29 protein-coding genes and 3 tRNA genes are annotated in these 25,156 nt (G+C 69.2%); 13 read left to right on the forward strand and 19 right to left on the reverse strand.

Annotated features, from left to right (window positions below; all coding sequences use genetic code 11):
* Nucleotides 1-16: 16 nt before the first annotated feature.
* Nucleotides 17-733 carry a VIT1/CCC1 transporter family protein gene (locus ACSF8R_RS11100; RefSeq protein ID WP_434811938.1) on the reverse strand — a complete coding sequence of 239 codons (717 nt, stop codon included), beginning with the start codon at nucleotides 731-733 and terminating at the stop codon, nucleotides 17-19.
* Between the two features lie 96 nt (nucleotides 734-829).
* On the opposite strand from ACSF8R_RS11100, the gene ACSF8R_RS11105 reads away from it, so the two are divergent.
* The 3 genes from ACSF8R_RS11105 (at nucleotide 830) to ACSF8R_RS11115 (ending at nucleotide 1,472) form a co-directional block, all read left to right on the forward strand.
* Nucleotides 830-903 (forward strand) — tRNA-Ile (locus tag ACSF8R_RS11105).
* A gap of 12 nt (nucleotides 904-915) precedes the next feature.
* A tRNA-Ala gene (locus ACSF8R_RS11110) sits at nucleotides 916-988 on the forward strand.
* A 58-nt stretch (nucleotides 989-1,046) separates the two neighbouring features.
* Nucleotides 1,047-1,472, forward strand: a complete 426-nt coding sequence (locus tag ACSF8R_RS11115) for an NUDIX hydrolase (RefSeq protein WP_434811939.1) — start codon at nucleotides 1,047-1,049, stop codon at nucleotides 1,470-1,472.
* Here the strand turns inward: ACSF8R_RS11115 and ACSF8R_RS11120 are convergent, their stop codons facing one another.
* Both ACSF8R_RS11120 and ACSF8R_RS11125 read right to left on the reverse strand, forming a co-directional pair.
* Nucleotides 1,473-1,949, reverse strand: coding sequence for an aminoacyl-tRNA deacylase (locus ACSF8R_RS11120; protein ID WP_434811940.1), 477 nt, complete (start codon nucleotides 1,947-1,949; stop codon nucleotides 1,473-1,475).
* The gene (locus ACSF8R_RS11125) at nucleotides 1,949-2,533 is read right to left on the reverse strand and encodes a DNA helicase (protein ID WP_434811941.1); all 585 of its coding nucleotides are present in this window, start codon (nucleotides 2,531-2,533) and stop codon (nucleotides 1,949-1,951) included. The genes ACSF8R_RS11120 and ACSF8R_RS11125 overlap by 1 nt, the downstream gene beginning before the upstream one ends.
* An 88-nt stretch (nucleotides 2,534-2,621) precedes the next feature.
* Between ACSF8R_RS11125 and ACSF8R_RS11130 the strand changes: the two genes are divergently transcribed.
* Both ACSF8R_RS11130 and ACSF8R_RS11135 read left to right on the forward strand, forming a co-directional pair.
* Nucleotides 2,622-3,179, forward strand: a complete 558-nt coding sequence (locus ACSF8R_RS11130) for a peptidylprolyl isomerase (RefSeq protein WP_434811942.1) — start codon at nucleotides 2,622-2,624, stop codon at nucleotides 3,177-3,179.
* 17 nt (nucleotides 3,180-3,196) lie between these two features.
* A complete protein-coding gene (locus ACSF8R_RS11135; RefSeq protein WP_434811943.1) occupies nucleotides 3,197-4,072 on the forward strand; it encodes a rhomboid family intramembrane serine protease in 876 nt (291 codons plus the stop codon).
* A 125-nt stretch (nucleotides 4,073-4,197) separates the two neighbouring features.
* On the opposite strand, the gene ACSF8R_RS11140 is transcribed toward ACSF8R_RS11135, so the two are convergent.
* Nucleotides 4,198-4,437, reverse strand: a complete 240-nt coding sequence (locus ACSF8R_RS11140; protein WP_434811944.1) for a cell division protein CrgA — start codon at nucleotides 4,435-4,437, stop codon at nucleotides 4,198-4,200.
* Between the two features lie 53 nt (nucleotides 4,438-4,490).
* Here ACSF8R_RS11140 and ACSF8R_RS11145 point away from each other — a divergent pair, with 53 nt between their 5' ends.
* Genes ACSF8R_RS11145 through ACSF8R_RS11155 form a run of 3 tightly spaced genes read left to right on the forward strand, consistent with a single transcriptional unit; the run spans nucleotide 4,491 to nucleotide 6,078 of the window.
* Nucleotides 4,491-5,276 (forward strand): class E sortase, encoded by a 786-nt coding sequence (locus ACSF8R_RS11145; protein WP_434811945.1) that lies wholly within the window; start codon nucleotides 4,491-4,493, stop codon nucleotides 5,274-5,276.
* Nucleotides 5,276-5,434: a hypothetical protein gene (locus ACSF8R_RS11150; RefSeq protein WP_434811946.1), complete on the forward strand. Its 159-nt coding sequence runs from the start codon at nucleotides 5,276-5,278 to the stop codon at nucleotides 5,432-5,434. Before ACSF8R_RS11145 ends, ACSF8R_RS11150 begins: the two co-directional genes overlap by 1 nt.
* Complete coding sequence (locus ACSF8R_RS11155) at nucleotides 5,431-6,078, forward strand: anthranilate synthase component II (RefSeq protein WP_434811947.1); 648 nt, start codon at nucleotides 5,431-5,433, stop codon at nucleotides 6,076-6,078. The genes ACSF8R_RS11150 and ACSF8R_RS11155 overlap by 4 nt, the downstream gene beginning before the upstream one ends.
* A gap of 1 nt (nucleotide 6,079) precedes the next feature.
* Here ACSF8R_RS11155 and pknB read toward each other — a convergent pair whose 3' ends face one another.
* The 7 genes from pknB to ACSF8R_RS11190 all read right to left on the reverse strand — a co-directional run bounded on the left by pknB (nucleotide 6,080) and on the right by ACSF8R_RS11190 (nucleotide 14,987).
* Nucleotides 6,080-7,804, reverse strand: coding sequence for a Stk1 family PASTA domain-containing Ser/Thr kinase (gene pknB, locus ACSF8R_RS11160; RefSeq protein ID WP_434811948.1), 1,725 nt, complete (start codon nucleotides 7,802-7,804; stop codon nucleotides 6,080-6,082).
* Between the two features lie 62 nt (nucleotides 7,805-7,866).
* A complete protein-coding gene (locus ACSF8R_RS11165) occupies nucleotides 7,867-9,648 on the reverse strand; it encodes a serine/threonine-protein kinase (protein WP_434811949.1) in 1,782 nt (593 codons plus the stop codon).
* Nucleotides 9,645-11,099, reverse strand: a complete 1,455-nt coding sequence (locus tag ACSF8R_RS11170; protein WP_434811950.1) for a peptidoglycan D,D-transpeptidase FtsI family protein — start codon at nucleotides 11,097-11,099, stop codon at nucleotides 9,645-9,647. The genes ACSF8R_RS11165 and ACSF8R_RS11170 overlap by 4 nt, the downstream gene beginning before the upstream one ends.
* Nucleotides 11,099-12,481 carry an FtsW/RodA/SpoVE family cell cycle protein gene (locus ACSF8R_RS11175; RefSeq protein WP_434811951.1) on the reverse strand — a complete coding sequence of 461 codons (1,383 nt, stop codon included), beginning with the start codon at nucleotides 12,479-12,481 and terminating at the stop codon, nucleotides 11,099-11,101. Before ACSF8R_RS11175 ends, ACSF8R_RS11170 begins: the two co-directional genes overlap by 1 nt.
* Complete coding sequence (locus ACSF8R_RS11180) at nucleotides 12,478-13,713, reverse strand: Stp1/IreP family PP2C-type Ser/Thr phosphatase (RefSeq protein ID WP_434811952.1); 1,236 nt, start codon at nucleotides 13,711-13,713, stop codon at nucleotides 12,478-12,480. The genes ACSF8R_RS11175 and ACSF8R_RS11180 overlap by 4 nt, the downstream gene beginning before the upstream one ends.
* A gap of 12 nt (nucleotides 13,714-13,725) precedes the next feature.
* Entirely contained in the window at nucleotides 13,726-14,259 is a 534-nt protein-coding gene (locus ACSF8R_RS11185) for an FHA domain-containing protein FhaB/FipA (RefSeq protein ID WP_434811953.1), read from the reverse strand.
* On the reverse strand, nucleotides 14,256-14,987 hold the full coding sequence (locus tag ACSF8R_RS11190) for an FhaA domain-containing protein (RefSeq protein ID WP_434811954.1): 732 nt from the start codon (nucleotides 14,985-14,987) through the stop codon (nucleotides 14,256-14,258). Before ACSF8R_RS11190 ends, ACSF8R_RS11185 begins: the two co-directional genes overlap by 4 nt.
* Nucleotides 14,988-15,132: 145 nt before the next feature.
* Between ACSF8R_RS11190 and ACSF8R_RS11195 the strand changes: the two genes are divergently transcribed.
* Nucleotides 15,133-15,216 (forward strand) — tRNA-Leu (locus ACSF8R_RS11195).
* A gap of 81 nt (nucleotides 15,217-15,297) precedes the next feature.
* On the opposite strand, the gene ACSF8R_RS11200 is transcribed toward ACSF8R_RS11195, so the two are convergent.
* On the reverse strand, nucleotides 15,298-16,221 hold the full coding sequence (locus ACSF8R_RS11200; protein ID WP_434811955.1) for an AraC family transcriptional regulator: 924 nt from the start codon (nucleotides 16,219-16,221) through the stop codon (nucleotides 15,298-15,300).
* A gap of 155 nt (nucleotides 16,222-16,376) precedes the next feature.
* On the opposite strand from ACSF8R_RS11200, the gene ACSF8R_RS11205 reads away from it, so the two are divergent.
* From ACSF8R_RS11205 to ACSF8R_RS11215, 3 genes are read left to right on the forward strand one after another with little or no spacing between them, the layout of a single operon-like run.
* Nucleotides 16,377-17,669, forward strand: a complete 1,293-nt coding sequence (locus ACSF8R_RS11205) for an MFS transporter (RefSeq protein ID WP_434811956.1) — start codon at nucleotides 16,377-16,379, stop codon at nucleotides 17,667-17,669.
* 30 nt (nucleotides 17,670-17,699) lie between these two features.
* Nucleotides 17,700-18,776: a zinc-dependent alcohol dehydrogenase gene (locus ACSF8R_RS11210; protein WP_434811957.1), complete on the forward strand. Its 1,077-nt coding sequence runs from the start codon at nucleotides 17,700-17,702 to the stop codon at nucleotides 18,774-18,776.
* A complete protein-coding gene (locus ACSF8R_RS11215; RefSeq protein ID WP_434811958.1) occupies nucleotides 18,773-19,687 on the forward strand; it encodes a carbohydrate kinase family protein in 915 nt (304 codons plus the stop codon). The genes ACSF8R_RS11210 and ACSF8R_RS11215 overlap by 4 nt, the downstream gene beginning before the upstream one ends.
* An 11-nt stretch (nucleotides 19,688-19,698) precedes the next feature.
* On the opposite strand, the gene ACSF8R_RS11220 is transcribed toward ACSF8R_RS11215, so the two are convergent.
* The 6 genes from ACSF8R_RS11220 to ACSF8R_RS11245 are packed head-to-tail and all read right to left on the reverse strand — an operon-like array spanning nucleotide 19,699 to nucleotide 24,123.
* Nucleotides 19,699-20,031, reverse strand: a complete 333-nt coding sequence (locus ACSF8R_RS11220; protein WP_434811959.1) for a CHY zinc finger protein — start codon at nucleotides 20,029-20,031, stop codon at nucleotides 19,699-19,701.
* On the reverse strand, nucleotides 20,028-20,639 hold the full coding sequence (locus tag ACSF8R_RS11225) for an energy-coupling factor transporter transmembrane component T family protein (RefSeq protein WP_434811960.1): 612 nt from the start codon (nucleotides 20,637-20,639) through the stop codon (nucleotides 20,028-20,030). Before ACSF8R_RS11225 ends, ACSF8R_RS11220 begins: the two co-directional genes overlap by 4 nt.
* Nucleotides 20,633-21,313, reverse strand: a complete 681-nt coding sequence (locus ACSF8R_RS11230) for an energy-coupling factor ABC transporter ATP-binding protein (protein WP_434811961.1) — start codon at nucleotides 21,311-21,313, stop codon at nucleotides 20,633-20,635. Before ACSF8R_RS11230 ends, ACSF8R_RS11225 begins: the two co-directional genes overlap by 7 nt.
* On the reverse strand, nucleotides 21,313-22,428 hold the full coding sequence (locus ACSF8R_RS11235) for a thiolase family protein (protein ID WP_434811962.1): 1,116 nt from the start codon (nucleotides 22,426-22,428) through the stop codon (nucleotides 21,313-21,315). Before ACSF8R_RS11235 ends, ACSF8R_RS11230 begins: the two co-directional genes overlap by 1 nt.
* Nucleotides 22,418-23,509 (reverse strand): AMP-binding protein, encoded by a 1,092-nt coding sequence (locus ACSF8R_RS11240; RefSeq protein ID WP_434811963.1) that lies wholly within the window; start codon nucleotides 23,507-23,509, stop codon nucleotides 22,418-22,420. Before ACSF8R_RS11240 ends, ACSF8R_RS11235 begins: the two co-directional genes overlap by 11 nt.
* Nucleotides 23,506-24,123, reverse strand: a complete 618-nt coding sequence (locus ACSF8R_RS11245) for a biotin transporter BioY (protein ID WP_434811964.1) — start codon at nucleotides 24,121-24,123, stop codon at nucleotides 23,506-23,508. Before ACSF8R_RS11245 ends, ACSF8R_RS11240 begins: the two co-directional genes overlap by 4 nt.
* Nucleotides 24,124-24,205: 82 nt before the next feature.
* Here ACSF8R_RS11245 and ACSF8R_RS11250 point away from each other — a divergent pair, with 82 nt between their 5' ends.
* Nucleotides 24,206-24,796 (forward strand): TetR family transcriptional regulator, encoded by a 591-nt coding sequence (locus ACSF8R_RS11250; protein ID WP_434811965.1) that lies wholly within the window; start codon nucleotides 24,206-24,208, stop codon nucleotides 24,794-24,796.
* Between the two features lie 18 nt (nucleotides 24,797-24,814).
* Here ACSF8R_RS11250 and ACSF8R_RS11255 read toward each other — a convergent pair whose 3' ends face one another.
* Nucleotides 24,815-25,132, reverse strand: coding sequence for a hypothetical protein (locus ACSF8R_RS11255; protein WP_434811966.1), 318 nt, complete (start codon nucleotides 25,130-25,132; stop codon nucleotides 24,815-24,817).
* Between the last annotated feature and the right edge of the window lie 24 nt (nucleotides 25,133-25,156).

Genomic DNA, 25,156 nt, shown 5'->3' on the forward strand with positions numbered 1-25,156 from the left:
TCAACGCAGGAGGAGTTCACCCGATCCCTGTCGTTCCGAGAAGCGTTCCCAGCAGCAGCGTGGCCGTGAGCGCCAGCGCGCCGCCGATGACGAGTCGCAGTGCCGCTCGGAGTTTTGGAGCGTCACCGAGATGCGCCGAGACCGCACCGGTGGCGGCAAGTGCCGCCAGCACGGCGACGAAGGTGACGGGAATGCGCCACGGCTCGGGTGGCAGCAGGATGGCCAGCAGCGGCAACAGCGCGCCGATCGTGAAGGAGACGGCTGAAGACAAGGCTGCCTGCCATGGGCTCACCAAGTCGTCCTGATCGATGCCGAGTTCCGCCTCGAGGTGGGCGGAGAGGGCATCGTGCGCCGTGAGCTCCTCGGCAACCGCGCGCGCGGTCCTCTCTGACAGCCCTCGCTCGCGGTACAACTCGGAGAGCTCCTCGAGTTCTGCTGCGGGCATGTCTCGCAGTTCGCGGCGTTCCTTCTCGATGAGCGCGCGCTCGGTGTCGCGCTGACTCGACACCGAGACGTATTCCCCCAGCGCCATCGAGACAGCACCTCCAACCAGGCCCGCCATTCCAGCGGTGAAGATCGCCGCGGTCGCACTGGTGGCGCCGGCGACGCCGACGACGAGTGCCGCAGTCGAGACGATCCCGTCGTTGGCTCCCAAGACCCCCGCGCGGAGCCAGTTGAGCCGTTGATTCACTCCCCGGTCATGCGGCTCGCGGTGCTGCGTCGGTTGGGTCATGATGTCAGTTTCCCGCGGCGGACGTGTGGATTCGCCAAAGTCGCCGTGTGTCGGGTAAAGTCTTGGAGGTTGACGGCGCTGGCGCCGATCCTTCACGGGGCTATAGCTCAGGCGGTTAGAGCGCTTCACTGATAATGAAGAGGTCCCAGGTTCAAGTCCTGGTAGCCCCACACCACCCTCACGGGGCCTTAGCTCAGTTGGTAGAGCGCCTGCTTTGCAAGCAGGATGTCAGGAGTTCGAATCTCCTAGGCTCCACAATCTCTTCTTCACCGGCCACAGCCGCACGCTGAGCGACTTCGCTAGGGTGGCGGGAATGGATATGCGAGTGGCCGCGTACGCGGTCGTCACCGACGATGACGGTCGTCTGCTGCTCGCCCACTGGAACGAAGGGCGCCGCGCGGCGTGGACGATGCCCGGTGGTGGGCTCGAGCACGGTGAAGACCCCGAGGCCGCGGTGCGACGAGAGGTGCGCGAAGAGACCGGCTACAAGGTGGCGGTCGACGAGCTGCTCGGCATCGATTCGTTCGTCATTCCGGCGAATCGGCGACTGCAACGCGATGTCGCCGTCCCGCTCCACGCGCTGCGCATCGTGTACCGCGCGCACATCGTGGGCGGAAAGCTGCGGTACGAGCAGAACGGGTCGACCGATCGCGCGGAGTGGTTCCACGTGGAACATGTGCAGCGGCTGTCGCGGGTCAAACTCGTCGACGTCGCCCTGCGCATGGCCGACCTCGGCTGATCAGCCGGTGGGCTGGGAGATCTCGGCGACCGTGGCGCCGTAGGCGGCGATCAGCTCGTCGGCATCCACGAAGAGACTGTAGCCGTGGGCGCCGGCACCCATCGCGATCCGGCGACCGACGATCGAGGTGTCGGCGAACACCGGCCAGTCGGTCGTGCTGCCGATGGGGACGATGGTGCCGCGCTCGTATCCGGTCGCGGCGAGGGCCAGCTCGGGCGCCGGAAGCTGCAGCTTGTTCACACCGACCACCGTGCGCAGCAGCGGCCACGAGATGGCGCGGTCACCGGGGATCAGCGCGAACAGGAACGTGTCATCACTGCGCTTGACCACGAGGGTCTTCACGATGTCTGCCGGTTGCAGACCGAGCAACGCCGCCGCCTCGGGGAGACTGTTCGCGGCCGGCCGCTCACGCAGCTCGATCGCCAGTCCCCGCGAAGCGGCGGCGTCACGGACCCGGTCGAGCGGGTCGGGGTTCATCACGCGTCGGGGGCGCGCAGCGGGTCGTCGGCGACCCAGAGCTCATCGTCGGCACGAAGCGTCTGCCAGGCGGCGTACAGCACGCCGACGGCGGCCGCGATGCCGAAGACGAGAGCCAATACGCCACCGGCGCTCATGCCCTGCTTCTTCACGGTCGGTGCCGGCGCCTTCGCTGCGAGCAGCTTCTGCGCCTTCTTGGCGTGCTTCTCGGCACGCTTGGCGAAGTCGTTCATGTCGACCTGCGCGAGGCCGCGACCCTTCGAGATGCGGTCGCGCGTGTCGTTCGCGGCGTCCCAGATCGACAGCGCCGAACCGATGACGGCACCGGCGGCCGGCACGACCCTCTGGTTGTAGACCCTCGTCGAGGTCGAAGCGGCCTTGTCGACGTAGGGCGCGGCGTACTTCTGGTAGCCGCCCTGCACGGCGGGCACGACGTGCTCGCGGTTGTAGTTGCCCAACTGACGGCCGGCCTCGCGGGCGACGTCACCGGCCTGGCCGAGCAGCACCTCCTGCGACTCCCACAGTTTGTTCGCCTGCTCCTGGAGCTTGCGGAGTTCCTTCTTGCGCTTGCGGCTGAGGCTCACGGTGACCCTCCCAGATCGGGGACGTTTTCCCCCATCTTGCCAGACAGGGCGGGCGGGGGAAGCGGCGGTGGGTGAGAGAATGGTGAGCATGCCGATTCACACCGCTGTCGCGACGCTCCACACCAACCACGGCGACATCGTCGTCAACCTCTTCGGAGACCAGGCACCCAAGACGGTGCAGAACTTCGTCGGACTCTCCGACGGTTCGGGCTCGTGGACCCACCCCGCCACCGGCCAGCCCGGTGAGGGCCCGCTGTACACCGACGTCATCTTCCACCGCATCATCCCCGGCTTCATGATCCAGGGCGGCGACCCCCTCGGTCAGGGCGTGGGCGGCCCGGGCTACACGTTCAACGACGAGATCAGCCCCGAACTGAACTTCAACCAGCCCTACATCCTCGCCATGGCCAACGCCGGCCTTCGCCGCAACGCGATCACCGGCCAGCCCGAGGGCACCAACGGCTCGCAGTTCTTCATCACGACCGACCCGACTCCGTGGCTGCAGGGCAAGCACACGATCTTCGGCGAGGTGGCAGACGACGCCTCGCGCGCTGTCGTCGACGCGATCAGCGCCGTGCCCACCGCTGCCGGTGACCGCCCGATCGAGCCGGTCGTGCTGACCTCGGTCGACATCGCCGCCGCCTGACCGGCGCACCAGATCACGTGAGCTCTGCCGACTTCGGGAGCAACCCGGACAACTTCTGCTACCGGCACCCGGAGCGGCAGAGCTTCGTGCTGTGTCAGCGGTGCCTGCGCACCATCTGCCCCGAGTGCCAGACCCAGATGCCCGTCGGGGTGATCTGCCCCGAGTGCCTGCGTGAGCAACAGGCGAACGTCGCACCCGTCACTCGGATGCCGAGGCGCTCGCCCGGGCGCAGTGCCGTGCGGGCGCTCGCGACCGACTCGCGACCCCTCATGACGTACGGGCTCGTGGCGCTGACCTCGCTCGTCTATCTGATCACCCTCATCCCCGGCTTCGGGGCGACCGTGGAATGGTGGCTCGCCTTCAACAGCGGGTTCCTGTTCCCCGATGTGGCCTTCCAGCCGTGGCGCCTGCTGACGGTGACGCTGGTGCACGCGAGCATCTGGCACGTCGCCCTGAACATGCTCGCGCTGTGGGCGCTCGGCCGCAGCCTCGAGCCGCTGCTCGGCCGACTCCGCTTTCTCGCGCTCTATCTGCTCAGTGCGCTCGGCGGGTCGGTGCTGGTGGCGCTCCTCGCGCCGGGCACCTGGGTCGTCGGCGCATCGGGCGCGGTCTGGGGCCTGCTGGGTGCGATGTTCGTGATCGGCCGGCACCTCGGCGCGAACGTCACCGCGATCGCGGTCCTGCTGGGCCTGAACCTGGTGATCACGTTCCTGCCCGGTTCGGGCATCTCGTGGCAGGCGCACATCGGCGGCGGCCTGGTCGGCGCGCTCGTGGGCTTCATCTTCGCGCGCACCCGTGCGCAGCGGCAGCAGCGCACGCAGCTGTGGTTGCTGATCGCGGTGGCTGTCGGCCTGTGCGCACTGCTCGTCATCCCCGTCGTCGTGTACCGCTGACGAAAGTTATCCACAGATTCATCCACAGATGGGGATGAATCACACCGGTGTAATTCACACCCCGTCCACATGTGGAAAAGGCCGAGATCCCGCAGGATCTCGGCCTTTCGTGTGTCTGCGGGCGGCTAGCGCCAGCGCGTGGTCATGAGGAATCCGATGAACGCGATGCCGAAGCCGATCGCGAGGTTCCAGCCGGCGATGCCGGGGATCGGGTACTGCTGGTTCGTCAGGTAGAAGACGATGACCCAGACGAGTCCGATGAGCATGAGTCCGAGCATGATCGGCTTGAACCACACCGGGTTGGGAGCCTGCTCGCTGTCGGTGCGCTCGACGATCGGTTCGTCGTCATTGCCAGAACGTGCCATGGGGAGATTCTAACGGTCTGCGCGCCCGAATCCCGTCGACATAGAATCCCCGTGTGGCACTCGCGGCGGATCGAAGGGGCGAGCGCGGCGGCAGTCGTCGCCGGGTCTCGATCATCGGCGTGCTGGGCGAACTCCTCATCACCGTCGGCGTCGTCGCCCTGTTGTTCGTCGCGTGGCAGTTGTGGATCGGCGACGCGATCGCCGGCGCCCGGGAGCACGCCGAAGCCGAGGCGCTCGCCCAGTCGTGGGCTGAGCCCAGCGCCCCGCCCATGATGGCTCCCGTCGACCCGGCCGAACCGGTCGTCATCCCCGTCATGGGCGACGCGTCGCACGGTGACCAGTTCGGCGTGATGTACGTGCCCCGGTTCGGGTCGGACTGGAAGTTCCGCATCGCCTCGGGCGTCACGCGTGACGACATCCTCGACGAGGGCATGATCGGCCACTACGCCGACACGGCGATGCCCGGGGCCGTCGGCAACACCGCGTATGCGGCACACCGGTGGACATCGGGTGCGCCCTTCGACCCGATCGACCGTCTCGTCGTCGGCGACGCGATCGTCATCGAGACCAAGGACGGTTGGTACACCTACCGCTTCCGCACCCTCGAGTATGTGCAGGACACCCAGACCGACGTCCTGCTGCCGGTGCCGCAGCGCGCCGGCGTCGAGGGCGAAGGGCGCTACCTCACCCTCACGAGCTGCGCGCCCAAGCTCAACATGCTCGAGCGGATCATCGCGTACGCGCTGTTCGACGAGTTCACCCCCCGCGCCGACGGTGCACCCGCCGTGCTGTCGGCGCCCGTCGAAGCCGCCCCCGCCGCAGAAGGAGCGCCCGCCTGATGTACGCCGCACTGTGGCATGTGCTCCCCGGACCCTGGTGGGTGCGGCTGGTCATCCTGCTCGCGCTGGTCGCGGCGGCCGTCTACGGACTGTTCGTGTGGGTGTTCCCGTGGGTGTCCGAGATCATCACCCCGCAGGATGCGACGATCGGCGGATGACCCCGGCATCCACGCGTGTGCTCGTCGTCGACAACCGCGACAGCTTCGTGCACACCCTCGCCGGCTACTTGGTCGAACTGGGCACCGCCGTCGACATGGTCGAGGCGGACGAGATCGATCCTGCCGGTGCGGCCGCGGCGATCTCGGGCTATGACGGCGTGCTCGTCTCACCCGGGCCCGGCACCCCGCAGGATGCCGGTGCGTCCATCGACGTCGTCCGTGCCGCGCTCGCCGCACGCACCCCGCTGCTCGGCGTCTGCCTCGGCCACCAGGCGCTCGCGGCCGCGCTCGGCGGCGACATCGTGCACGCGCCCGAACTCATGCACGGCATGACCAGTGAGGTGCACCACGACGGCGCCGGGCTGTTCGACGGCCTACCGGATCCGATGGTCGCGACCCGCTATCACTCGCTCACCGTCGACGCGGCCACCCTGCCGCCGGAGCTGACCGTCACGGCCCGCACCGGGTCGGGCACCGTGATGGCCCTCTCGCACCGTGACGCACCGGCGCACGGCGTGCAGTTCCACCCAGAGAGCGTGCTCACCGAGGGCGGGTACCGCCTGCTCGGCAATTGGCTCGAATCACTCGGATGCCGGGGTGCGGCCGATCGCGGCAGCGCCCTGCATCCGCACCGCTCGGAATGACTCAGCCGTCGGCGGCGCCCGTGCACACCGTGAGGGTCACGTCGGAGTGGATCGGCACCTCGCCGACCTTGTCCTGAGCGATCACGATCTCGGGGTCTGCGGCCGGGCAATCGGGGTCTTCTTCACGGACGACCGTCAACTGCAACCGGTCGGACTCGAGCTCTTCGATCGCCGACGCCAGCGTGCTCGTCTTGGTGAAGTCACGAACCGTCACGGTTCCCGTGGCGACCACCAGATCGACGCGTGTACCGAGGGGCAACTCAGACCCGTCTGTGACCGACGAGCCCCCGGCGCTGGCATCCATGACCATGTCGGCCGCGGTGTCGGGGTCGCTGCGTCGCCGTTCCGTCCCGAACTGCAACCCTGCCTTCTCGAGGGCTTCGACCGCCTCATCGCGGGTCATGGTCGACAGGTTCGGCACCGTCGCCATCTGCTGCCCCGTCGAGACGTACACGCGGATCTCTTGATCGGGCGTGACCGTGGTTCCCGCCTCGGGCTGGGTGCGGATGACGTTGCCCTCATTGATCTCAGCACTCGCCTCTTCGATCTTGCGGGCGACGAGGTCGAGCTCGGCGAGTCGGTCTTCAGCGCGCTCCCACGACGTGTCGACGAGGTCGGGTACCTCTCGCGCGTTCGGGTTGATGCCGTCGGTGGGCCGGATGGAGATCACCCAGATGAACACCGAGATCAGCAGCGCCGCCAGCACGACGACACCCGTCCAGATCCACGACACCGGGGGTCCCGACTGCGTGCGTCGCATCGTCGTGTCGGTCGAGAGCTGCCGCAGCGACCGCGCGGTCTCGGCCGCCTGCCGCGGGTCGGCGCCGTAGAGCTCGCTGGTGAGCGCACCGACCTGACGCTTGCTGGGCGCCTTGCCGTCGACGGCGGCATCGAGCGCCTCACGGAACGACGCGGCATCCTGGTAGCGCTGGAACGGATCCTTCGCGAGCGCGCGCAGCACGACGGCGTCGAGCCCGCGCGAGACGGTGTCGGTGACCTCCGACGGTGCCGTCGGCGCTTCGCTCACGTGCTGGTAGGCGACGGCGACCGGGCTGTCACCGCGGAACGGCGGCTGCCCCGTGAGCAACTCGAACAGCACGACGCCGGTCGAGTACAGGTCGGCGCGCGCATCGACCGGCTCACCCTTGGCCTGCTCGGGCGAGAAGTACGACGCCGTGCCGAGGATCGTCGTGGTCTCGGCGACCGTCGACGACGAGTCGGAGACGGCACGGGCGATGCCGAAGTCCATCACCTTGACCTGCCCGGCCTCGGTGATCATGACGTTGCCGGGCTTGATGTCGCGGTGCACGACGCCGGCGCGGTGCGAATACTCGAGCGCCTCGAGGATGCCGTCGGTGTAGCGCACGGCATCCGCTGTGGAGAGCGGGCCCGCGTCGACGATGTCTTTCAGGAGCCGCCCCTGGACGAGCTCCATCACGATGTACGGCACCGGATGCGTCGACCCGTCCGGGTCGGTCTCGGTGTCTTCACCCGCGTCGTAGACGCGGACGATCGTCGGATGCGACATGCGCGAGGCCGCCTGCGCCTCGAGGCGGAACCGCGTGCGGAAGGTGTCGTTCTCGGCGAGCTCGCGCTTGAGCAGCTTGATCGCGACCGGCCGCCCGAGGGTCAGGTCGTGGCCGCGGTGGACGCTGGCCATACCGCCCCGGCCGACGAGTTCGTCGACACGGTAGCGCCCGGACAGCACTCGTCGTTGTTCGGACACTTCACCCCCCTGGAGCAGACCTCGCAAGCCTATCCGACCCCATGCTGGGACGACCCTCGACGTCAGCCGTCGGCGCCCTCGTCGGGCTCTTCGGGATCGGGCGTCGCGGCAGCGATGATCGTCGCTTCGGTGGTGCCCGATGAGCCGGAGTCGCGCGTGCCGTTCTCACCCTCACAGGTCACGACCATCGACACACCCAGGCGTCCGCCCACATCACCGTTGACGGTGATCGGTGCGGGGCGCTGCTCGGCGTTGAAGCTCGCCGACGTGTCGTTGTTGACGGTGAAGATGCCGCCGCTGACGGTGAGCGTGTACGACTTCACGGCGCTGCCGGCCGGGCACGAGAACGTGTCCCACCCGGCATACACGGTCGTGCCCTGCTCCGCAGTGGTGATGGCGTTGCCGGACTCGTCCTGCAGGGTCGGGTTCGACGGCGTGTCGATCGGCGCGAGCTCGTCGTAGGCGGTCATCACGAACGCCGCGTCGAAGGCGACGTTGCCGGCCGGCGAGTACTCGTAGACGGTGCCCACGTCCTCGGCCGTCGGTGCAGCATCGCCGGTCTCGCAGCTCGCGTTCTCGAGCTCCGCCGCGCGGGCGATCTGCAGGGCCTCGTCGCACGTCTTGCCGAGGAGGTCGAGGTCATCGACGTTGACCGTCGTCGCTTCCGGCGTGTCGCTCGGCGTGGGCGATTCTGCGGGCGTCTGCGACGTCGGCGTGTCGGACGGCGTCGCTTCGGGGTCAGCCTGCCCCTGCAGCATCGTGAACACGGTGCCGCCGAGCACGAGCAGCAGCAGCACGATGAGGGCGACGAGCGGCCACGTCCACGGGCTGCGCTTGCGTGTCTTCGTCTCCGAGCCGGCAGCCGCGGCGCCCGCGGCACCGCCGGCACCTGCCGCGAGCGGCGAGGTGGTCGGAAGGATGCGCGTGGCCTCCTCGGTGCCGAGCGCGGGGCTCAGCAGCTGGGTGACCTCGTCGACGACCGCGCCGCCGGCGATCGCAGGGACCACCGCGGCAGCGGCCGCGATGTCGCCGCGGCGCAGGGCCGTGGCGGCACGGGCGACGGCGGATGCTGTGGCCGGGCGGTCGTCGGGCTTCTTGGCGATCATCGCCATGACGAGGTTGCGCACCGGTTCGGCGACCGTGTTCGGCAGCGGCGGCGGGGCGTCGTTGATCTGCGCCATCGCGATCGCGACCTGCGATTCGCCCGTGAAGGGGCGCTTGCCGGCGAGCGATTCGTACGCGACGATGCCGAGCGAGTAGATGTCGGTCGCGGGCGACGCGGCGTGGCCGGACGCCTGCTCGGGCGAGAGGTACTGCACGGTGCCCATGACCTGACCGGTGGCCGTCAGCGGCACCTGGTCGGCGATGCGCGCGATGCCGAAGTCGGTGATCTTCACGCGGCCGTCGGGCGTGATCAGTAGGTTGCCGGGCTTGATGTCGCGGTGCACGAGGCCCGCGGCGTGGGCCGCCTGCAACGCGGATGCGGTCTGCGCGACGATGTCGAGGGTCTTGTCGCTCGAGAGCGACCCCTCGCGCTCGAGGATGGTCGACAGCGCCTCGCCGGGCACGAGTTCCATGACGAGGAAGGCGGAGCCGTTCTCCTCGCCGTAGTCGAAGACGCTCGCGATGCCCTCGTGGTTGACGAGTGCGGCGTGACGGGCCTCGGCGCGGAAGCGCTCGAGGAATCCCGGGTCGCCCATGTACTCGTCTTTGAGGATCTTGATGGCGACGGTTCGACCGATGACGTGGTCGGTGGCCTCCCACACCTCGCCCATCCCGCCGATCGCGATCCGCGAGTCCAGCTCGTAACGTCCGCCGAAGCTCACACCTTGCGTCGGTCTCATCTGCTCAGCACCGCCTCAATGACTTTCTTCGCGATCGGGGCCGCGATCCCGTTGCTCGTTCCGGACTGTCCGAGACCGCCGCCGTTCTCGATCATGACGGCGACGGCGACCTCGGGGTCGTCTGCCGGCGCGAATCCGGTGAACCACAGCGTGTAGGGGTCCCCGGGACCGTGTTCGGAGGTGCCCGTCTTCCCCGCCACTTCGACGCCATCTATTGTTGCACCGCTCGCCGCGCCATCACTGACATTGGCGATCATCAGGTCGGTCATGGTCGCCGCGACATCGGACTCGAGCGCGCGCCCGAACTCGGTGTCGCCGAACTCCTGCTGCACCGTCAGGTCGGGTGCGACCACCGAGTCGACCAGGCGCGGGTTCATGACGACGCCGCCGTTGGCGATGCCCGCCGAGACCATCGCGATCTGCAGCGGCGTGGCGATGACGTCGCCCTGGCCGAACCCGCTGAGTGCGGTGCGGGCGTCGTCGAGGCCGGTCGGATAGACCGACGCGGTCGAGGTGAGCGGCATCTCGAACGAGCTGTTGAAGCCGTACTTCTCGGCCTCGGCCCGGATCACCTCGTCGCCGAGTTCGACGGCGAGCTGCGCCATCGGGATGTTGCAGCTCAGGCGCAGCGCCGTCGCGAGGGTGACCTCGTCGCCCGAGCCGCACGTACCGCCGTCGTGGTTGCGGATGACGCTCTCACTGCCGGGCAGCTGCCACGTCGCCGGGTTGTCGAAGGTCGACTCGGGCGTGTATTCGCCGGTCGACAGGGCGGCGGAGGTCACGACGAGCTTGAAGGTGGAGCCGGGCGGGTTGAGGTCGCCGGCGATCGCACGGTTGTAGAGCGGGTCGAGCGGGTCGTCGACGAGCGCGTCGAACGTCTCGTTGACGGATGCCGTGTCGTGGACGGCCAGCAGGTTCGTGTCGTAGCTGGGGCTGGTCACCATGGCGAGGATCTCGCCGGTCTTCGGGTCCATCGCAACGACCGCGCCCTCGTAGTCGCCGAGCGCCTCCCACGCGGCGCGCTGGATGGCGGGGTCGATCGTGATGAGCACGTTCGAGCCGCGCGGGTCCTGCCCCGACACGATGCGCTCCAGCCGGGCGAGGAACTGCGAGCTGCCGGTGCCCGACAGTTCACTGTTCATGGCCTGCTCGAGTCCCGTCGTCTGCCCCGACACCGGCAGGTATCCGGTCACCGGTGCCCACATCTCGGCGTCGGTGTAGGTGCGCTGCCACGAGTAGAGGTCGCTGCTGGGCGTCGACGACGCAATCACCTCGTCGCCCGCGACGATCGAGCCGCGCTGCACTTCGTACGACTCGTACAGCGTGCGGCGGTTCTCGGGATTGGCGTTGAGCTCTTCGGCGCCGATGACCTGGATGTAGCTCGTCGCACCGAACAGCCCGAGGAACATCACCAGCATCACGATGCTGAGGCGTCGCAATTCCTTGGTCATCAGCCGATCACCACCCGGGGGCGGGAGCGCACGGCATCCGAGATGCGCAGTAGCAGCGCCACGATGAGCCAGTTGGCAACGAGCGAGGAACCACCGGCCGCGAGGAACGGCGTCGTGAGGCCGGTCAGCGGAATGAGGCGGGTCACACCGCCGACCATGATGAACACCTGCAGGGCGAGCGTGAACGACAGGCCCGTCGCGAGGAGTTTGCCGAAGTCGTCCTGCCCGGCGATGCCGATGCGGATGCCGCGGCTCGTGAACACCATATAGAGCGCCAGCAGCGCGAACACCCCGACGAGACCGAGCTCTTCGGCGAGGCTCGGGAAGATGTAGTCGTTGTGCGCGAGCGGCGTCAGGTCGGGGTAGCCGCGGCCCCACCCGGTGCCGATGAGGCCGCCGTTGGCCATGCCGAACAGGCCGGTCACCAACTGGTAGCTGCCGCCGTACTGCTCGATGACCTCGGGGTCGAAGGCGTTCAGCCAGGCGGCGAAGCGACCCGTGACGTAGGGGAGCACGCGCGACGCGAGGATCGCGCCGCCGACGGCGAGAGCGACACCGATGAACACCCAGCTGGTCTTGCCGGTCGCGACGTAGAGCATCGCGACGAACATGCCGAACAGCAGGAGACCGGTGCCGAGGTCGCGCTGCATCACGATGATGAGCATCGACACGCCCCACACGATCAGCAGCGGGCCGAGTTCGCGCGGGCGCGGCCAGGTGAGGCCGAGGAAGCGATGACCGACCGAGGTCATCGCCTCACGGGTGCGCACGAGGTAGCCGGCGAAGAAGATGCCGAGGCAGATCTTGGCGAGCTCGCCGGGCTGGAACGAGAAGATGCCGCCGACCGACACCCACACCTGGGCGTTCTCTTCGACCGCGAGGAACGGCACGAACGGCAGCAGGAGCAGGAGGACGCCGGCGAGCCCGAACAGATACGTGTACCGGAACAGCACCCGGTAGTTGCGCAGCAGGATCACGATCGCGATCGCCCCGACGATTGCGATCGCCAGCCACACGAGCTGGCGCGTCGACAGTGCGCCCCACCCGGTGGAGGACTCGGCGATGTCGAGCCGGTAGATCATGGCGAGCCCGATGCCCGACAGCAGGGTCGCGATCGGGACGACGAACGGGTCGGCCTGCGGCGCCTTCAGTCGCAGCACGACGTGCAATGCGAGCACGAGCAGTGTCAGCCCGCCGCAGTAGTTGAGGAACGTCCAGTCGATCGCGTCGGTCGCGCCGAGTTGCACGAGGGCGACGGCGACCGCGTTGATCACGAAGACGAACAGCAGCAGGCCGAGTTCGCGGTTGCGCTGGGTCTGCGGCATCCGCAGTTTGCGCAGTGCCTTCAGAACCGTGGTGTCGGTCTCGACGGAGGCGGTCATTCTTCCTCCTCCGTCGGTCGCAGACGGTCGACGATCGCGATCGCGTCGGCCAATGAACGAGCCGAGACCGTCTCGTCGACGGCCTGGCGTTCGAGGATCGACAGATCGGACAGCAGGATGTCGGTGTCTTCGTACGGCGAGGAGAGCGTGATGGGACCGATGTTGGCCTGCACGCCGCGGTAGATGACGACACTGTCGTCGTCGGTGCCGACGAAGTAGCGGGTCTGCGTCCACTGGTAGCCGGCGAACACGCCCGCCGCGAGTGCGCCGAGAATGACGACGAAGCCGACGAACCACCAGATGCGGCGCCAGCGTGCACGGCGCCGGTCTTCTTCGATGAGCTCTTCGAGGAACTCGGCCGCCGGCTCGAAGTGGGTGGGTTCGTTCGCGGCCTGGCTCTTCAGGTGCAGCCAGCCGCCCCGGCCGGGGCGTGCGGCCGGCACCTCGATGCCGGTCGGGTTGGACGCCGAGCCGACGATCGTGGGCGTGCCCGCGAACATGGGGTGCTGCCCGCCGATGTCGACCATCACGATCGTGACGTTGTCGGGTGCACCGCCGTCCAGGGCCTGCTTGAGCAGCACGTCGGCGGTGCGGGCGGGTGCCATGTCCTGCGCGAGCGCCTTGGAGATGTGCGCGTCGTCGACGACACCCGACAGCCCATCGGAGCACAGCAGCCAGCGGTCACCGGGCTGGGTCGGCATGATGAACGTGTCGACCTCGGGGTCGGGCGACATGTCACCCAGCACGCGCATCAGCACCGAACGTCGCGGGTGGTAGCGGGCCTCTTCGGGCGTGATGCGCCCCGAGTCGACCAGGCGTTGCACGAACGTGTGGTCGGTGGTGATCTGGGTGAGCGCACCGTCGCGGAACAGGTACAGCCGCGAGTCGCCGATGTGGGCGATGACGGCGAGGTCGTCGACCATCATCAGCGCCGTCACCGTCGTGCCCATGCCGGCCAGTTCGGGCTTGCGGGTCACCGTCTCGATGAGTTCGGCGGCGGTGTCGGTGATCGTCTCTCGCAGGGCGCGTTCTGCCGCGGCGGTCGAGGGGAACGGCTCGTCGATGGTCTTCAGGCGATGCACCGCGAGGCTCGAGGCGACGTCGCCGCCGGCGTGGCCGCCCATGCCGTCGGCGACGACGAACAGCGACGAGCCGCAGTAGCCCGAGTCCTGGTTGTTGGAGCGCACCTTCCCGGTGTGGGAGATGGCCGTGCTCGATCCCTGGAAGACCATGCCGAGATCCGGTTACTTCCGCAGCTCGAAGGTCGTCGCGCCCACCTTGACCGTCGCCCCCACGATGATCGGAACCGGCGTCGAGACGCGCTGCCCGTCGTGCCAGGTGCCGTTGGTGGAGTCGAGGTCTTGGATCATCCACTGCTCGCCCCACAGCAGCAGGCGGGCGTGGTGGCTCGAGGTGTAGTCGTCGCGGATGACGAGGCCCGACTCGCTGGAGCGGCCGATCGTCAGCGGTTCACCGGTGAGGGGCAGTTCGAGTCCCGTCTTCGGTCCGCTCGTGATGACGATGCGCGACACGGCGTCGCGGGTCGCCTTCTCGGGGCCCGACGACCGCGGACGCGGTGGGGCCACCGGCGCGACGGCAGCCGTGGCATCCGAGGGTCCTGCCGTGGGCGGGGCTGCTGCGGCGGGCGCCGGTTCGGGCAGCTTTCGCACCTTCACACCGAACAGGTCGGCGCGCAGCGAGTAGACCACCGCGAACACGAAGAACCACAGCAGGACGAGGAAGCCGATCTGCAGCAGCAGGAGTGTCAGTTCGCTCACGGGCGCCCTCCCCGGTCGTAGGCGCGGGTCGCGTCGGCGGCCGAGGTGGACGGACGGGGCGGCGTGGCCTGTGCGACCACGCGGAACGTGATGTCGGTGCGTCCGATGCGGATGACCGAATCCGGCAGCAGCGGCCCTTCGCCCACCTTGCGGCCGTCGAGCTGGGTGCCGTTGGTCGATCCCAGGTCACGCACCATGGCGCGCTCGCCGTCCCACAGCACCTCGACGTGACGGCGGCTCGTGCCGGCATCCGAAATGGTGATGTCGGCGTCGCTGCCGCGCCCGATGACGGTGCGGCCCTTCGCGAGCGGATGCCGCTTGCCCTCGACCTCGACCACGCCGCGCCACGCGACATCACCGGCGGCGGTGCGCGATTCGACGCGCAACGTGCCGGTCGACAGCTGGTCATCGGAGGTGAGCGCGACCGTCACGGGGCCGGCGAAACTGAAGCCCTGATCCTTCGCGTGCTGCGCCAGGAGGCGGTGCAGTTCTTCGTCGAGCGTGGCGCCGAGCGCCAGCATCCGCTCTTCGTCGGATGGCGCAAGCCGCACGGTGAACGTATTGGGCGCGAGGATGCGGTCGCGGCTGACGACCGCGGCCTTCGCGTCGAGTTCGCTGCGCAGCGCCGAGGCGATCTCGACAGGCTGAACGCCGCTGCGGAAGGTCTTCGCGAACGCGCCATTGACGGCGCGTTCGAGTCCCTTCTCGAAGCTGTCAAGTAGTCCCACGGGGCTCCTCAGGCAGGCTGACCGGTACGGGACATGCTAGTTGCACTCACTGTGAACCTGCGGAATCGGCTGAGAAGCCGGTGATTCTGTGCACGCGTGAGCGCGTGATATCCTCGGGAAGTTGAGTCCTTGGAGACACGGGTTCGCGCGAGTGGCGGAATAGGCAGACGCGCTGGCTTCAGGTGCCAGTGCCCGAAAGGGCGTGGGGGTTCAACTCCCCCCTCGCGCACAGCGAAGAATCAGCCCCCGACCTGGGATTATCCGGGCGGGGGTTGATTCGTTTCCAGGCCGCGCTCCACCCCCGGAAGGTTCAGCCGTGTGGCGCTGCGGCTCGAACGCGATATTCACGCGGGGTCATCCCGGTCTCGATTCGGAACTGTCGGTTGAAGTTGGAGAGGTTCTCGTAGCCCACCTCGAAGCAGATATCACTCACGCGGGCGGTTGTCTCATCCAAGCGACGGCACGCTTCGATGACGCGAAGACGGCGAACCGTCTCCACGAACCCCCGCCCCGCAGTCCGCGTGAAGAATCGGGAAAGGGCTGACGGGCTCATCCCCACCAGCTCCGCTGCCGCAGTCAGCGACACCTGATCCGAGAGATTGGTCGTGATGTAGTCGAGGACCTCGTCCACCTTCCGCTGCGCGGCCGCATCGGAGCGCACCGTCGTTCGGCGGCGCCCGAGGTAGGACCGATCCCCTTCGGGTGCCCGGGCGAGGAGGGCGAGCAGGCTCAACACGTGCGCGAAGCGTTCGATGCCCCTGGTGGCCCCGACGGCATCCAGATGTGCGATGGCGCGGTCGCGCGTTCGACCCGTGTACGTCATCCCGCGCGCGGCGGCCACGAAGAGACTGACCGCTTCTTGCGCTTCCGGCGCGACTGCCGCGAGCGCCTGGATGCGGTCCGGGTGCAGTTGCAGCACCGTGTCGCGCGTCGCGATCACCTCGCCTTCCACCAGATCCGATATCCAGTTGTGCGGCACATGAGAGCCGACCAGGACGAAGTGGCCCGGATCGAAGCGGCCGACATAGTCGCCCACGAACGCGATGCCGCTGCTGGCGCGGATGTGATGCACCTCGACCTCAGGGTGGGTGTGCCACCTGGCCAATGGATGTGGAAAGTCGTGCTGGTGCCAGCGCACCATGCTGTCCACGTCCGGGATGACGACCTCGGGTGCGGGTGGTCGCCGTTGAAACGGTGATGCCGACGCACCCTCCTCCGATACCGGTGAATCCATGTGCACGAGCGTCCTCTTCGCGGAACCAGATGTCAATTTCGTATCAGAACACCCGGTTCCAGTGCTCTAGAGCGTGTCCAGCGTGCAACGGAATATGGATGACGCACGACCCGCTCGGCGCACTGACACTGCGCCCATCACAATGAGGTGACCACATGTCCTCACGATGGCCACTGAGCCTCACGCTCGGATACGCCGCAATCGCACTGTTCATGACCGGCGACGGGTTCGAGCTGACGTTCCTGTCCGTTCACCTCGTCGGGCTCGGCTACAGCCCGGTGGACGCCGCGCTCACCTTCAGCGTCTACGGATTCATCGCGGCCATTGCCGCGTGGAGCTCCGGCGTGATCTCGGAGATGTTCGGGGCCAGGCGCATCATGATCATCGGAGGGACGAGCTGGCTCGTGCTGCAGGCGGTGTTCCTCGGATTCGTCATCGACGCCGGCAGCCTGCCGCTCATCCTCCTCGTCTATGGCATTCGCGCCGCTGCGTACCCGCTGTTCATCTACTCGTTCGTCGTGCTCATCGCCCAGACGGTGGACAAGAGTCGCCTTGCGACCGCGATGGGTTGGTACTGGGCGGCCTACTCCCTCGGCATCGGCGTGCTCGGCACATACCTGCCCAGCTGGATCATTCCGGTCGTCGGTGAGCGAGCAACCCTCTGGATGGCGCTTCCCTGGGTGGCTGCGGGCGTGCTGTTCTGCCTCTGGAGCGACCGCTCGGGTCGGAGCGCAGGGGTGTCCGTCGCTGCTCCGGAGACGCTGAGCCGCGGTGACCGCTGGCGCGAACTCGCGCGCGGCGCGACGATCCTCGTCGAGAACCGCCAGATCCTCGTCATCGCGCTGGTCAGGGTCATCTGCAATCTGACGCTCTTCGGATTCCCCGTCGTGATGCCGCTCTACCTCACCACCGACAGCTACGACGCGGTCGGTTCCTTCTCCCTCGCCCAGTGGATGCAGCTGTGGGGTCTCATGTTCGCCGTCACCCTCGTCACCAACGTCGTGTGGGGACGCATCGGCGACAAAGCGGGGTGGATGCGGCAGATGCGCTGGTTCGGATGCATCGGCTGCGCGGTGGCGACACTCGCCTTCTACTATGTGCCGCAATGGTTCGGCCCCGACATGATCATGATGTCGGCGGCCGCCGTGCTCCTCGGCATCACCGTCTCCGCGTTCGTCCCGATGGGCGCCGTCTTCCCGTCCCTGGCACCTGAGCACACCGGAGCGGCCATCTCGGCGCACAACCTGGCGGCCGGTGTCTGCACATTCCTCGGGCCGGCCATCGCCGCGCTCTTGCTGCCGACTCTCGGCATCGGGGGCGTGTGCTGGGCCTTCGCCGTCCTCTACGTCATCGGCGCCGGCCTCACCTACTTCGTTCGACCCCCACAGCCCGGCTTCGACGAGCGGGGCCACCGCATCCCCGCTCGCACCGAAGTTCTCGCAGCCTGACCGCACCGACCTGAATCAGGAACCATCGCCATGTCTGACGCACTCACCCGCACCCCCGCATCCGATCTCCCCACGGGCACCTTCCGCCGCGCGGTGTCGATCCCGCTCGATGGCGTGCACCTCGAGGATGCCGCCACCCTCATCCCGAAGCCGGATGAAGTGCTGGTGCACTCCAGCGTCGTCGGCATCTGCGGGTCCGACACCCACGCGCTGGCAGGCGCTCACCCGTTCCTCACCAGCGCCTACGTTCCCGGCCACGAGGCCGTCGGCGTCGTCGCCGGGTGGGGGGAGAACGTCGACGGGTTCACCGTGGGTCAACGCGTCATCCTGAAGCCGAACGTCAGCTGCGGAAGCTGCGTGAACTGCCTCACGAATCGGTCGAACGCGTGTGAACAGCTGACGTGGATCGGCTGCGATCCCTCGCAGCAGTGGTCCGGCGCCATGGCGACCGAGTTCGTCGCACCCGCGCGCAATCTCTTCGCCGTCCCGGAAGGGGTCGATGACCGCACCGCTGTGCTCGTCGAGTGCCTCGCCACTCCGGTCCACGCAGCACGCATCGCCGGCGACCTGCGTGGCGCGCACGTGGTCGTCCTCGGAGCGGGCACCATCGGGGTGCTGTGCGTCGTCGCTGCACTGCACGCGGGCGCGGCATCCGTCGTCGTCACCGACATGGACACCGGCAAGCTCGAACGTGCGCGACGCGTCGGAGCACGCGGGGCCGTGCTCGCCTCAGCCCCCGACGTCAACGAGCAGGTTCTCAACGCATTGGGCAGTCCGACGGCGGACGTCGTGCTGGATTGCGTCGCGAACGAACGCTCCTTCGCGCAGTCCATCGCGCTCCTGCGTCGGGCGGGCACGCTGGTCGTGGTCGGCGTTCCTCCTCGCGACGCGTCCCTGCCGATGCCGCTCATCCAGGACTGGGAGATCCGCGTCCAAGGCTGCGCCGCGTACACCGAGGCGGACGTGCGCACCGCCATCGACATCGCAGCCGACGGTGGTCTGCCCACGGATGAGATCATCTCCCAGGTCTTCGGTCTCGAAGCCGTCGCGGATGCATTCGCCGCCGCGACGAACGACAGCTCCGGAAAGGTCCTCATCGTTCCATGAGCATCGTCGTCATCGGAGAAGCCCTCGTGGACATCGTCGAACAACCGGGGAGGAAGCCGTCCACGACCCCTGGCGGATCGCCCCTCAACGTTGCCGTCGGGCTCGGCCGACTCGGCCACGCCGTCGAGCTCCATGCGGGCGTCGCGGACGACCCGAACGGCGCCGTGATCCTCAACCACCTCGACGCGTCCGGAGTCAGCCTGCGCAATGACATGCCGCCGGTGCGGTCGGCGTCGGCGGTCGCGACCATCCAGGACGACGGGTCCGCGCGATACGAATTCGACGTCGACTGGCAGGTCGCGTCCGTCGAGGTGTCTCCGGCCACGAGATTCGTTCATACGGGCTCGCTCGGTGCGGCGCTTCCACCTGGCGATGCCACCGCTCTCGAAGCCATGCGTGCCTCCCGCGCCCATGCCATCACCACATTCGATCCGAATGTGCGGCCCGCGCTGATGCGTCCGCATGCGCAGCAGCTGCCGGTGACCGAGATGTTCTTCAGCGCGGCCGACGTCGTGAAACTCAGCGACGAGGACGCCGCCTGGCTCTACCCGGGCTGGGCCCTCGACCGCGTGGCTGACCGCCTCCTCGCGCTCGGGGCCGCGGTTGTGGCGGTCACCCGAGGAGCAGACGGTGCGCTGGTGTGCACCGGTGCGCATCGCATCGCGCTCGCCACACAGGTGCCGGGCGTCGTGGACACCATCGGTGCGGGTGATTCGTTCATGGCGGGAATGATCCACGCGCTGAGCGAGATCTTCGAGGACGTGGAGCTGCCGGTCGTCGACCGGGGCCAGATGCTCGACCTGCAGGCGCTTTCGCGGGTGGGATCGTTCGCGCAGTCCTGCGCTGCGGTGACCGTCTCGCGGCGTGGCGCAGACCTCCCCTGGGCAACGGAGCTGCTCGTCAGTCGTTGAGCTTGCCGGCCTCAGCCCCGCAGCGCCGGATCGAAGTACAGCTCCCAGTGCAGTTTGCAGCCGGGGTTGAAGGCGCCGTCGCACGCGGGGCACGCGCTCGCCGTTGCGTAGGCGTCGATCGTCAGCAGGTGTCCGCAGACGCCGCAGAGCACGGCGGGGTGACCACCGGCATCCGCGCCCCACGGCCGTGCCGCATGGTCGGCCGTCTCGTCGTGGCACCGGTGGCACGGGTAGAAGGCGCGACAGCAGGCGAACTCGATCGCGATGATGTCGAGCGGCGTCGCGTAGTGGATGCAGCGGGTCTGCGCGTCGACGACCGGGCCGCGCACGACCGGACGCATCATCGCACGCCCCGAGCGGTGAGTGCATCGCCCAGCTGGTCGGCGTGCGAGAGCGCGACCACCAGGAACGGCACTGCGAAGGTACGCAGATTCGGCCGCGCACCCCGCGCCCGCTGCGCCTCCTGCACGTCGCGGGCGGCGCGGGCGAGCGCCGGAATCGTGCTGAGCGTCACCATCAGCAGCAGCGCGATGCGTTCCGGATCGACGCCCACCTTCCGCAGCGGTGACAGGCCACGTTCGTAGACCGCGAGCAGGTCGCTCGCCCGTGTCGTCAGCACCAGCAGTCCGGCGAGGGCGAGGGATGCCGTGACCCTGGCAGTGTTCGCGACGGCCGGCTCGACGCCCGTGAAGATGAGCTGGCTGACGAGTGTGAACGCGATGATCCACCACATCGCCCGCACCTGTCGGCCGAGTTCGCGCATGCCGCAGAGCCCGTCGCGCAACTGCGCGAGGGCGTAGCCGGCCACCGTGACGCCCACGGCGACGCCGGCGGACCACCACTGCGACGGCAGCAGCAGGATGCCGATGGCGAGCAAAAGCAGCAGCACCGTCTTCACACCCGCAGACATGCGGTGCAGGCGCCCCTGACCTGGGCGGTACGCGGTCAGCACGCGAGTTCCCGCTCGTAGCGGGCGATGACGGCATCCGCGGGTCCCACCTCGACCACGCCGCCGTCCGCGAACAGGACCGCGGCGTCGCAGCCGGCCGCGAGGGCGAGGTCGTGGGTGACGAGCACGAGGCGGTGCCCGTCGGGGGCGAACAGGTGGTCGGCGACGGCGCGGGCGTTGCGCGCATCGAGGTACGCGGTCGGCTCGTCGGCGATCACCAGATCGGGGTCTCGCACGAACGCGCCGCACAGTGCGAGCAACTGCTTCTGACCGCTCGAGAGCTCGTGCGCCGACGCATCCGCGAGCTCGGCGAGCCCGAACCGGGCCAAGGCCTCCCCGGCACGCGCCGCCTGCTCCTGCTTCGACAGGCCCTCGCCACGCAGCGAGAACGCGACGTCTTCGACCACGGTCGGCATGATGATCTGCGTGTCGGGGTTGCTGAAGACCAGCGCGGTCCGCTTGCGCAGCGCGCCCGACCGGCCACGCGGCTCGACCCCGAGCACCCGCACGGTGCCGGTCGTGGGCCGCACGAGCCCGCCGACCACGCGCGCGAAGCTCGACTTGCCCGACCCGTTGTCGCCGATCACCGCGAGCGTGCGCACATCGACGTCGAGGGTCACGTCGCGCAGCACCGTCGTCTCGCCCACCGTGAGCCCGACCCGATCGAGGTGCAGCATCAGCGCACCACCTCGACGAGCGCGGCGACACCCATGCCGCCCCCGATGGATGCCGCGGCCACACCGAGCGTGCCGGGCACTGCCGGTGTGCACACCAGCCGGCTGAACAGGCGCACCACCGAGATCGCGCCGCTCGCGCCCCACGGGTGTCCGAGGGCGAGCGCGCCACCGTCGGCGCACACGCGCGGGTCGTCGTCGGCGAGGGCGAGCCGGTCGAGGACGGCGAGGGTTTGCGCCGCGAAGGCTTCGACGATCTCGAACGCGGCGATGTCGGCGACCGTGAGCCCGTGGCGGTCGAGCAGGGTGCGGACGGCGGCGGCGGCGCCGACACCGGGCAGCGCAGGGTCGCAGCCGACGATCGCACCGCCGCGGACGGCGAGGCCCGGCGCGGCACCGGCCGGCGCGACCACGACGGCAGCGGCCCCGTCGCTGATGCGGGTCGCCGTACCCGCCGTCACCGTGCCGCCCGCAAACAGTGGACGCAGCCGCGGCAGCAGCGGTGCGGCGTGACCGATCGAATCGTCGTGGTCGAGGCCCGCGATCGGCACGAGTTCTGCGTCGAAGCGACCGGCATCGCGGGCCGCAATCGCGCGCGCATGGCTGCGAGCGGCGTACGCGTCCTGCCGTTCGCGCGAGATGCCGTCGTGCCGGGCCAGGTCGTCGGCCGCGCGCGGCATGTCGGGATCGGCGAACCCGAGCGGTGCAAACGGCGCCCGGTCGTACGCGACACCGTCGAATGCGCGCACGGGAGCCGTCGAAGGGCTCTCGGCGCCGCCCGCGACCCGGACGCCGGGGTCGACGCGGGCTGCGGTCACGGCATCCAGCACCGCGGCCAGTCCGCTGCCGCACTGCCGGTCGACCGTGCCACCCGGCACGTCGTGTCCGAGGCCGGCCGCCAGCGCGGTGACCCGGCCGGGGTTGCCGCCGGGGCCCATGCAGTTGCCCCACACGACATCGACGACCGCAGGCGCCTGACCCGTGACCGCGGCGGCGTCGGCGAGCGCCGAAGTGATGGCGGCCGCGCCGAGCCGGTCGAGTGTGACGCCCGACAGTCCGCGGCCGCGCGTGCCGATGGGCGTGCGCCGCGCGGCGATGATCACCGGGTCAGCGGGCATGGCGCACCGCCGTTCCGTCGTCGACCGCACGGATCGCCGCCGCGCGCGCGGGCTTGCCCGACGCTGTGCGCGGCAGCGCACCCGAAAACCACAGGCGCGGACGGTGCGCAGGCGCGAGCAGCTGCGCCGCGGCGGCGGCCAGGTTCGCGACCGGCTCGCCGTCGAACTCGACGAACGCGGCCAGCAAGGCGCCGATCCGGGGATGGGGCCTCGCGAACACGATCGCATCACGCACACCAGGGATCGTACGCAAGGCCTCTTCGACCTCATCGGGCATGATCGTCGCCGATGCGCTCAAGATGGCGCCGTCGGTGCGGCCGTGCAGGTGCAGGCGCCCGTCGACGAGCTCGCCTCGGTCGCCGACCGTCGCCCACGCCCCGTCGCGCCGGAGCGGCCCCGCGGCACCGGCGTACCCGTCGGCGACGAACGGCGACCGCACCCACACCACCCCGTCGCGGATCTCGAGGTCGACACCCGGAAACGGCACGAGTCCGTCGCCGCGATCGACCGCGACGAACGACAGTTCTGCTGCCCCGTAGTACGCGACAAGGCGGATGCCGGCCGCTTCCGCCCGCTCCCTCAGCATGGCGTCGAGGCGGGACCCGCCGATGAGCGCCGTGCGCAGGCGCGGCGGTACGCCACGGTCGAGTACCTCACGCAGCGCGTTCGGGGTGCCGTGCAGGCAGGTGACCTCGGCATCCGGCTCACCGGCGAGCACCGGCCGCGGCCCGCCGCCGAGCGCGTGGGCGAGGGAGAAGAGCGTGAGCGATGCGGCGGGCGGGGCCGGCAGCAGCACGGCGTCGTCGGCACCGGCATCCAGCAGCTCGGCGACGGTGTCGAACGATTCCGCCCACGAGGCCTCGCTGCGCAGCACGATGCGCGGATGCGCACTGCTGCCCGACGTGAGCGCCGCCCACGCCGCCATGCTGCCCGCCGGCACCTGCGAGACCGCGGCGACGGCGTTTCGCCACTGGTCCTCGGGCCACCGTGGATCGCCCACCAGCGGCGCATCGCCCGCGGCACGGATGCCGGCGATGCGCTCGACGAGGCGGTCGGTGTCGCCGCGGACGGGGACGATCACACGCGGACCGGGTCGCGCTCTTCGGTCTCGGCGGCGTCGGCGATCGTCTCGCGTCGGAACGCGCGCGGGTACGCGCGGACGAGCGTCAGCACGACGACCGACGCGATGACCGCCTTGATGAGGTCGCCGGGCAGAAAGACGAGGCTCGACAGCGCGGTCTCGCCGAGCGGCAGGCGCATGACGAGGCTCTGCACCGGAATGCCGAAGAGGTAGATGACGAGGATGCCGCCGGTGAGCACGCCCACGACGGTGCGGACGGGCGTGGGGATGCGGCCGCGGTGGCGCACGATCAGGCCGATGACGATGACACCGGCGAGCCAACCAGCGAGGTAGCCGGCGGTCGGGCCGACGAAGACGCCGATGCCGCCCCGTCCCCCGGCCAGCAGCGGCAGACCCGCCGCCACGAGCGCCAGCACGACGGCGACCGATGCTGCGCCGAGCCACGGCCCGAGGATCGCCCCGGCGAGCATCACGCCGAGTGTCTGCGCGGTGATGGGCACTGCCCCGAAGACCGTGAAGGCTCCGAGCAGGCCGAGCACGGCGATGAGGGCGGCGAACACGGCGACACGGGCGATGGCGGTCGCATCGAGCCCGCGGGTGGAGGTGGTGGGCATGGCGGCACTCCTACAGTGATGGCTGGTGGCGAGAGATGACTTGAACGGTGTTCACCTAAACGGCGTTCAATAGACTAGCGGCATGACGCGAGAAGCTGGCACCCGCGGCCACACCCGAGACGACGTCGCTCGGGCGGCGATGCGCATTCTCGATGCATACGGGCTGCCCGACTTCACGATGCGACGACTCGCGACCGAACTCGGCGTGCAGGCCGGCGCCCTGTACTGGCACTTTCCCAACAAGCAGAGCCTGCTGGCCGAACTGTCCGACCGCATCGTCGCGCAGACGGCGCCCGTCCCCGCCGAGCAGTCGTGGCCGGCGCGGCTTCGCGGGGAGGCGAGTGCACTGCGCTCGGCCCTGCTCGCACACCGCGACGGCGCCGAAGTCGTCTCGAGCTCGATGGCGCTGGGCCTCGGATCATCGACCGCGCACGACCGGTTCGTCGAGGTGATCGCAGCCGGTTCCCCGGCATCCGAGGCCGTGCGACCGGCCGCAACCGCGATGCTGCTGTTCGTGCTCGGGCACGTGCAGTACGAGCAACAGCTGCTCGCCTACGACCGCATCGGCCTGAGCGCAACGAGTGGCACGGATGCCGGTGCCCGCGACCTGCACGCAGACTTCGACTTCGGCATCGGACTGCTCGTCGACGGGCTGCAGGCCCGCGCCGCCTGAGCGTACTTCCCTCGGCCGTCACGGAGCGGCTTCGACGGGTGAGACCGCTGACGACCACACCCACGTGCGGAACTCCTTCGCGCCGACCCGGAACCGGATCGCCACCGCCCGGGCGGTCCACATGCATGCTTCGGCGTCGACTTCGATCGGCACGCCGCCGAACCGCACCCACGCGCGCACCGGCGCCGGCTGCGGATCGGTCGTCACCGCAAGGCGATCCAGCTGCAGTTCGGCCGCGAGCAGCGTCTCGAGCGGACCCGACGCGGCCGTGCGCTCGAGGATGCGGTCATCCATGCGTCCGTTGAGTTGGCGCGCATACCGGCGGTTGGTGCCCACGGGTCCGGGTGTCTCCTCTCCCCG

Origin of the sequence: Microbacterium sp. bgisy189 (assembly GCF_965345345.1) — a bacterium.
GTDB lineage: Bacteria > Actinomycetota > Actinomycetes > Actinomycetales > Microbacteriaceae > Microbacterium.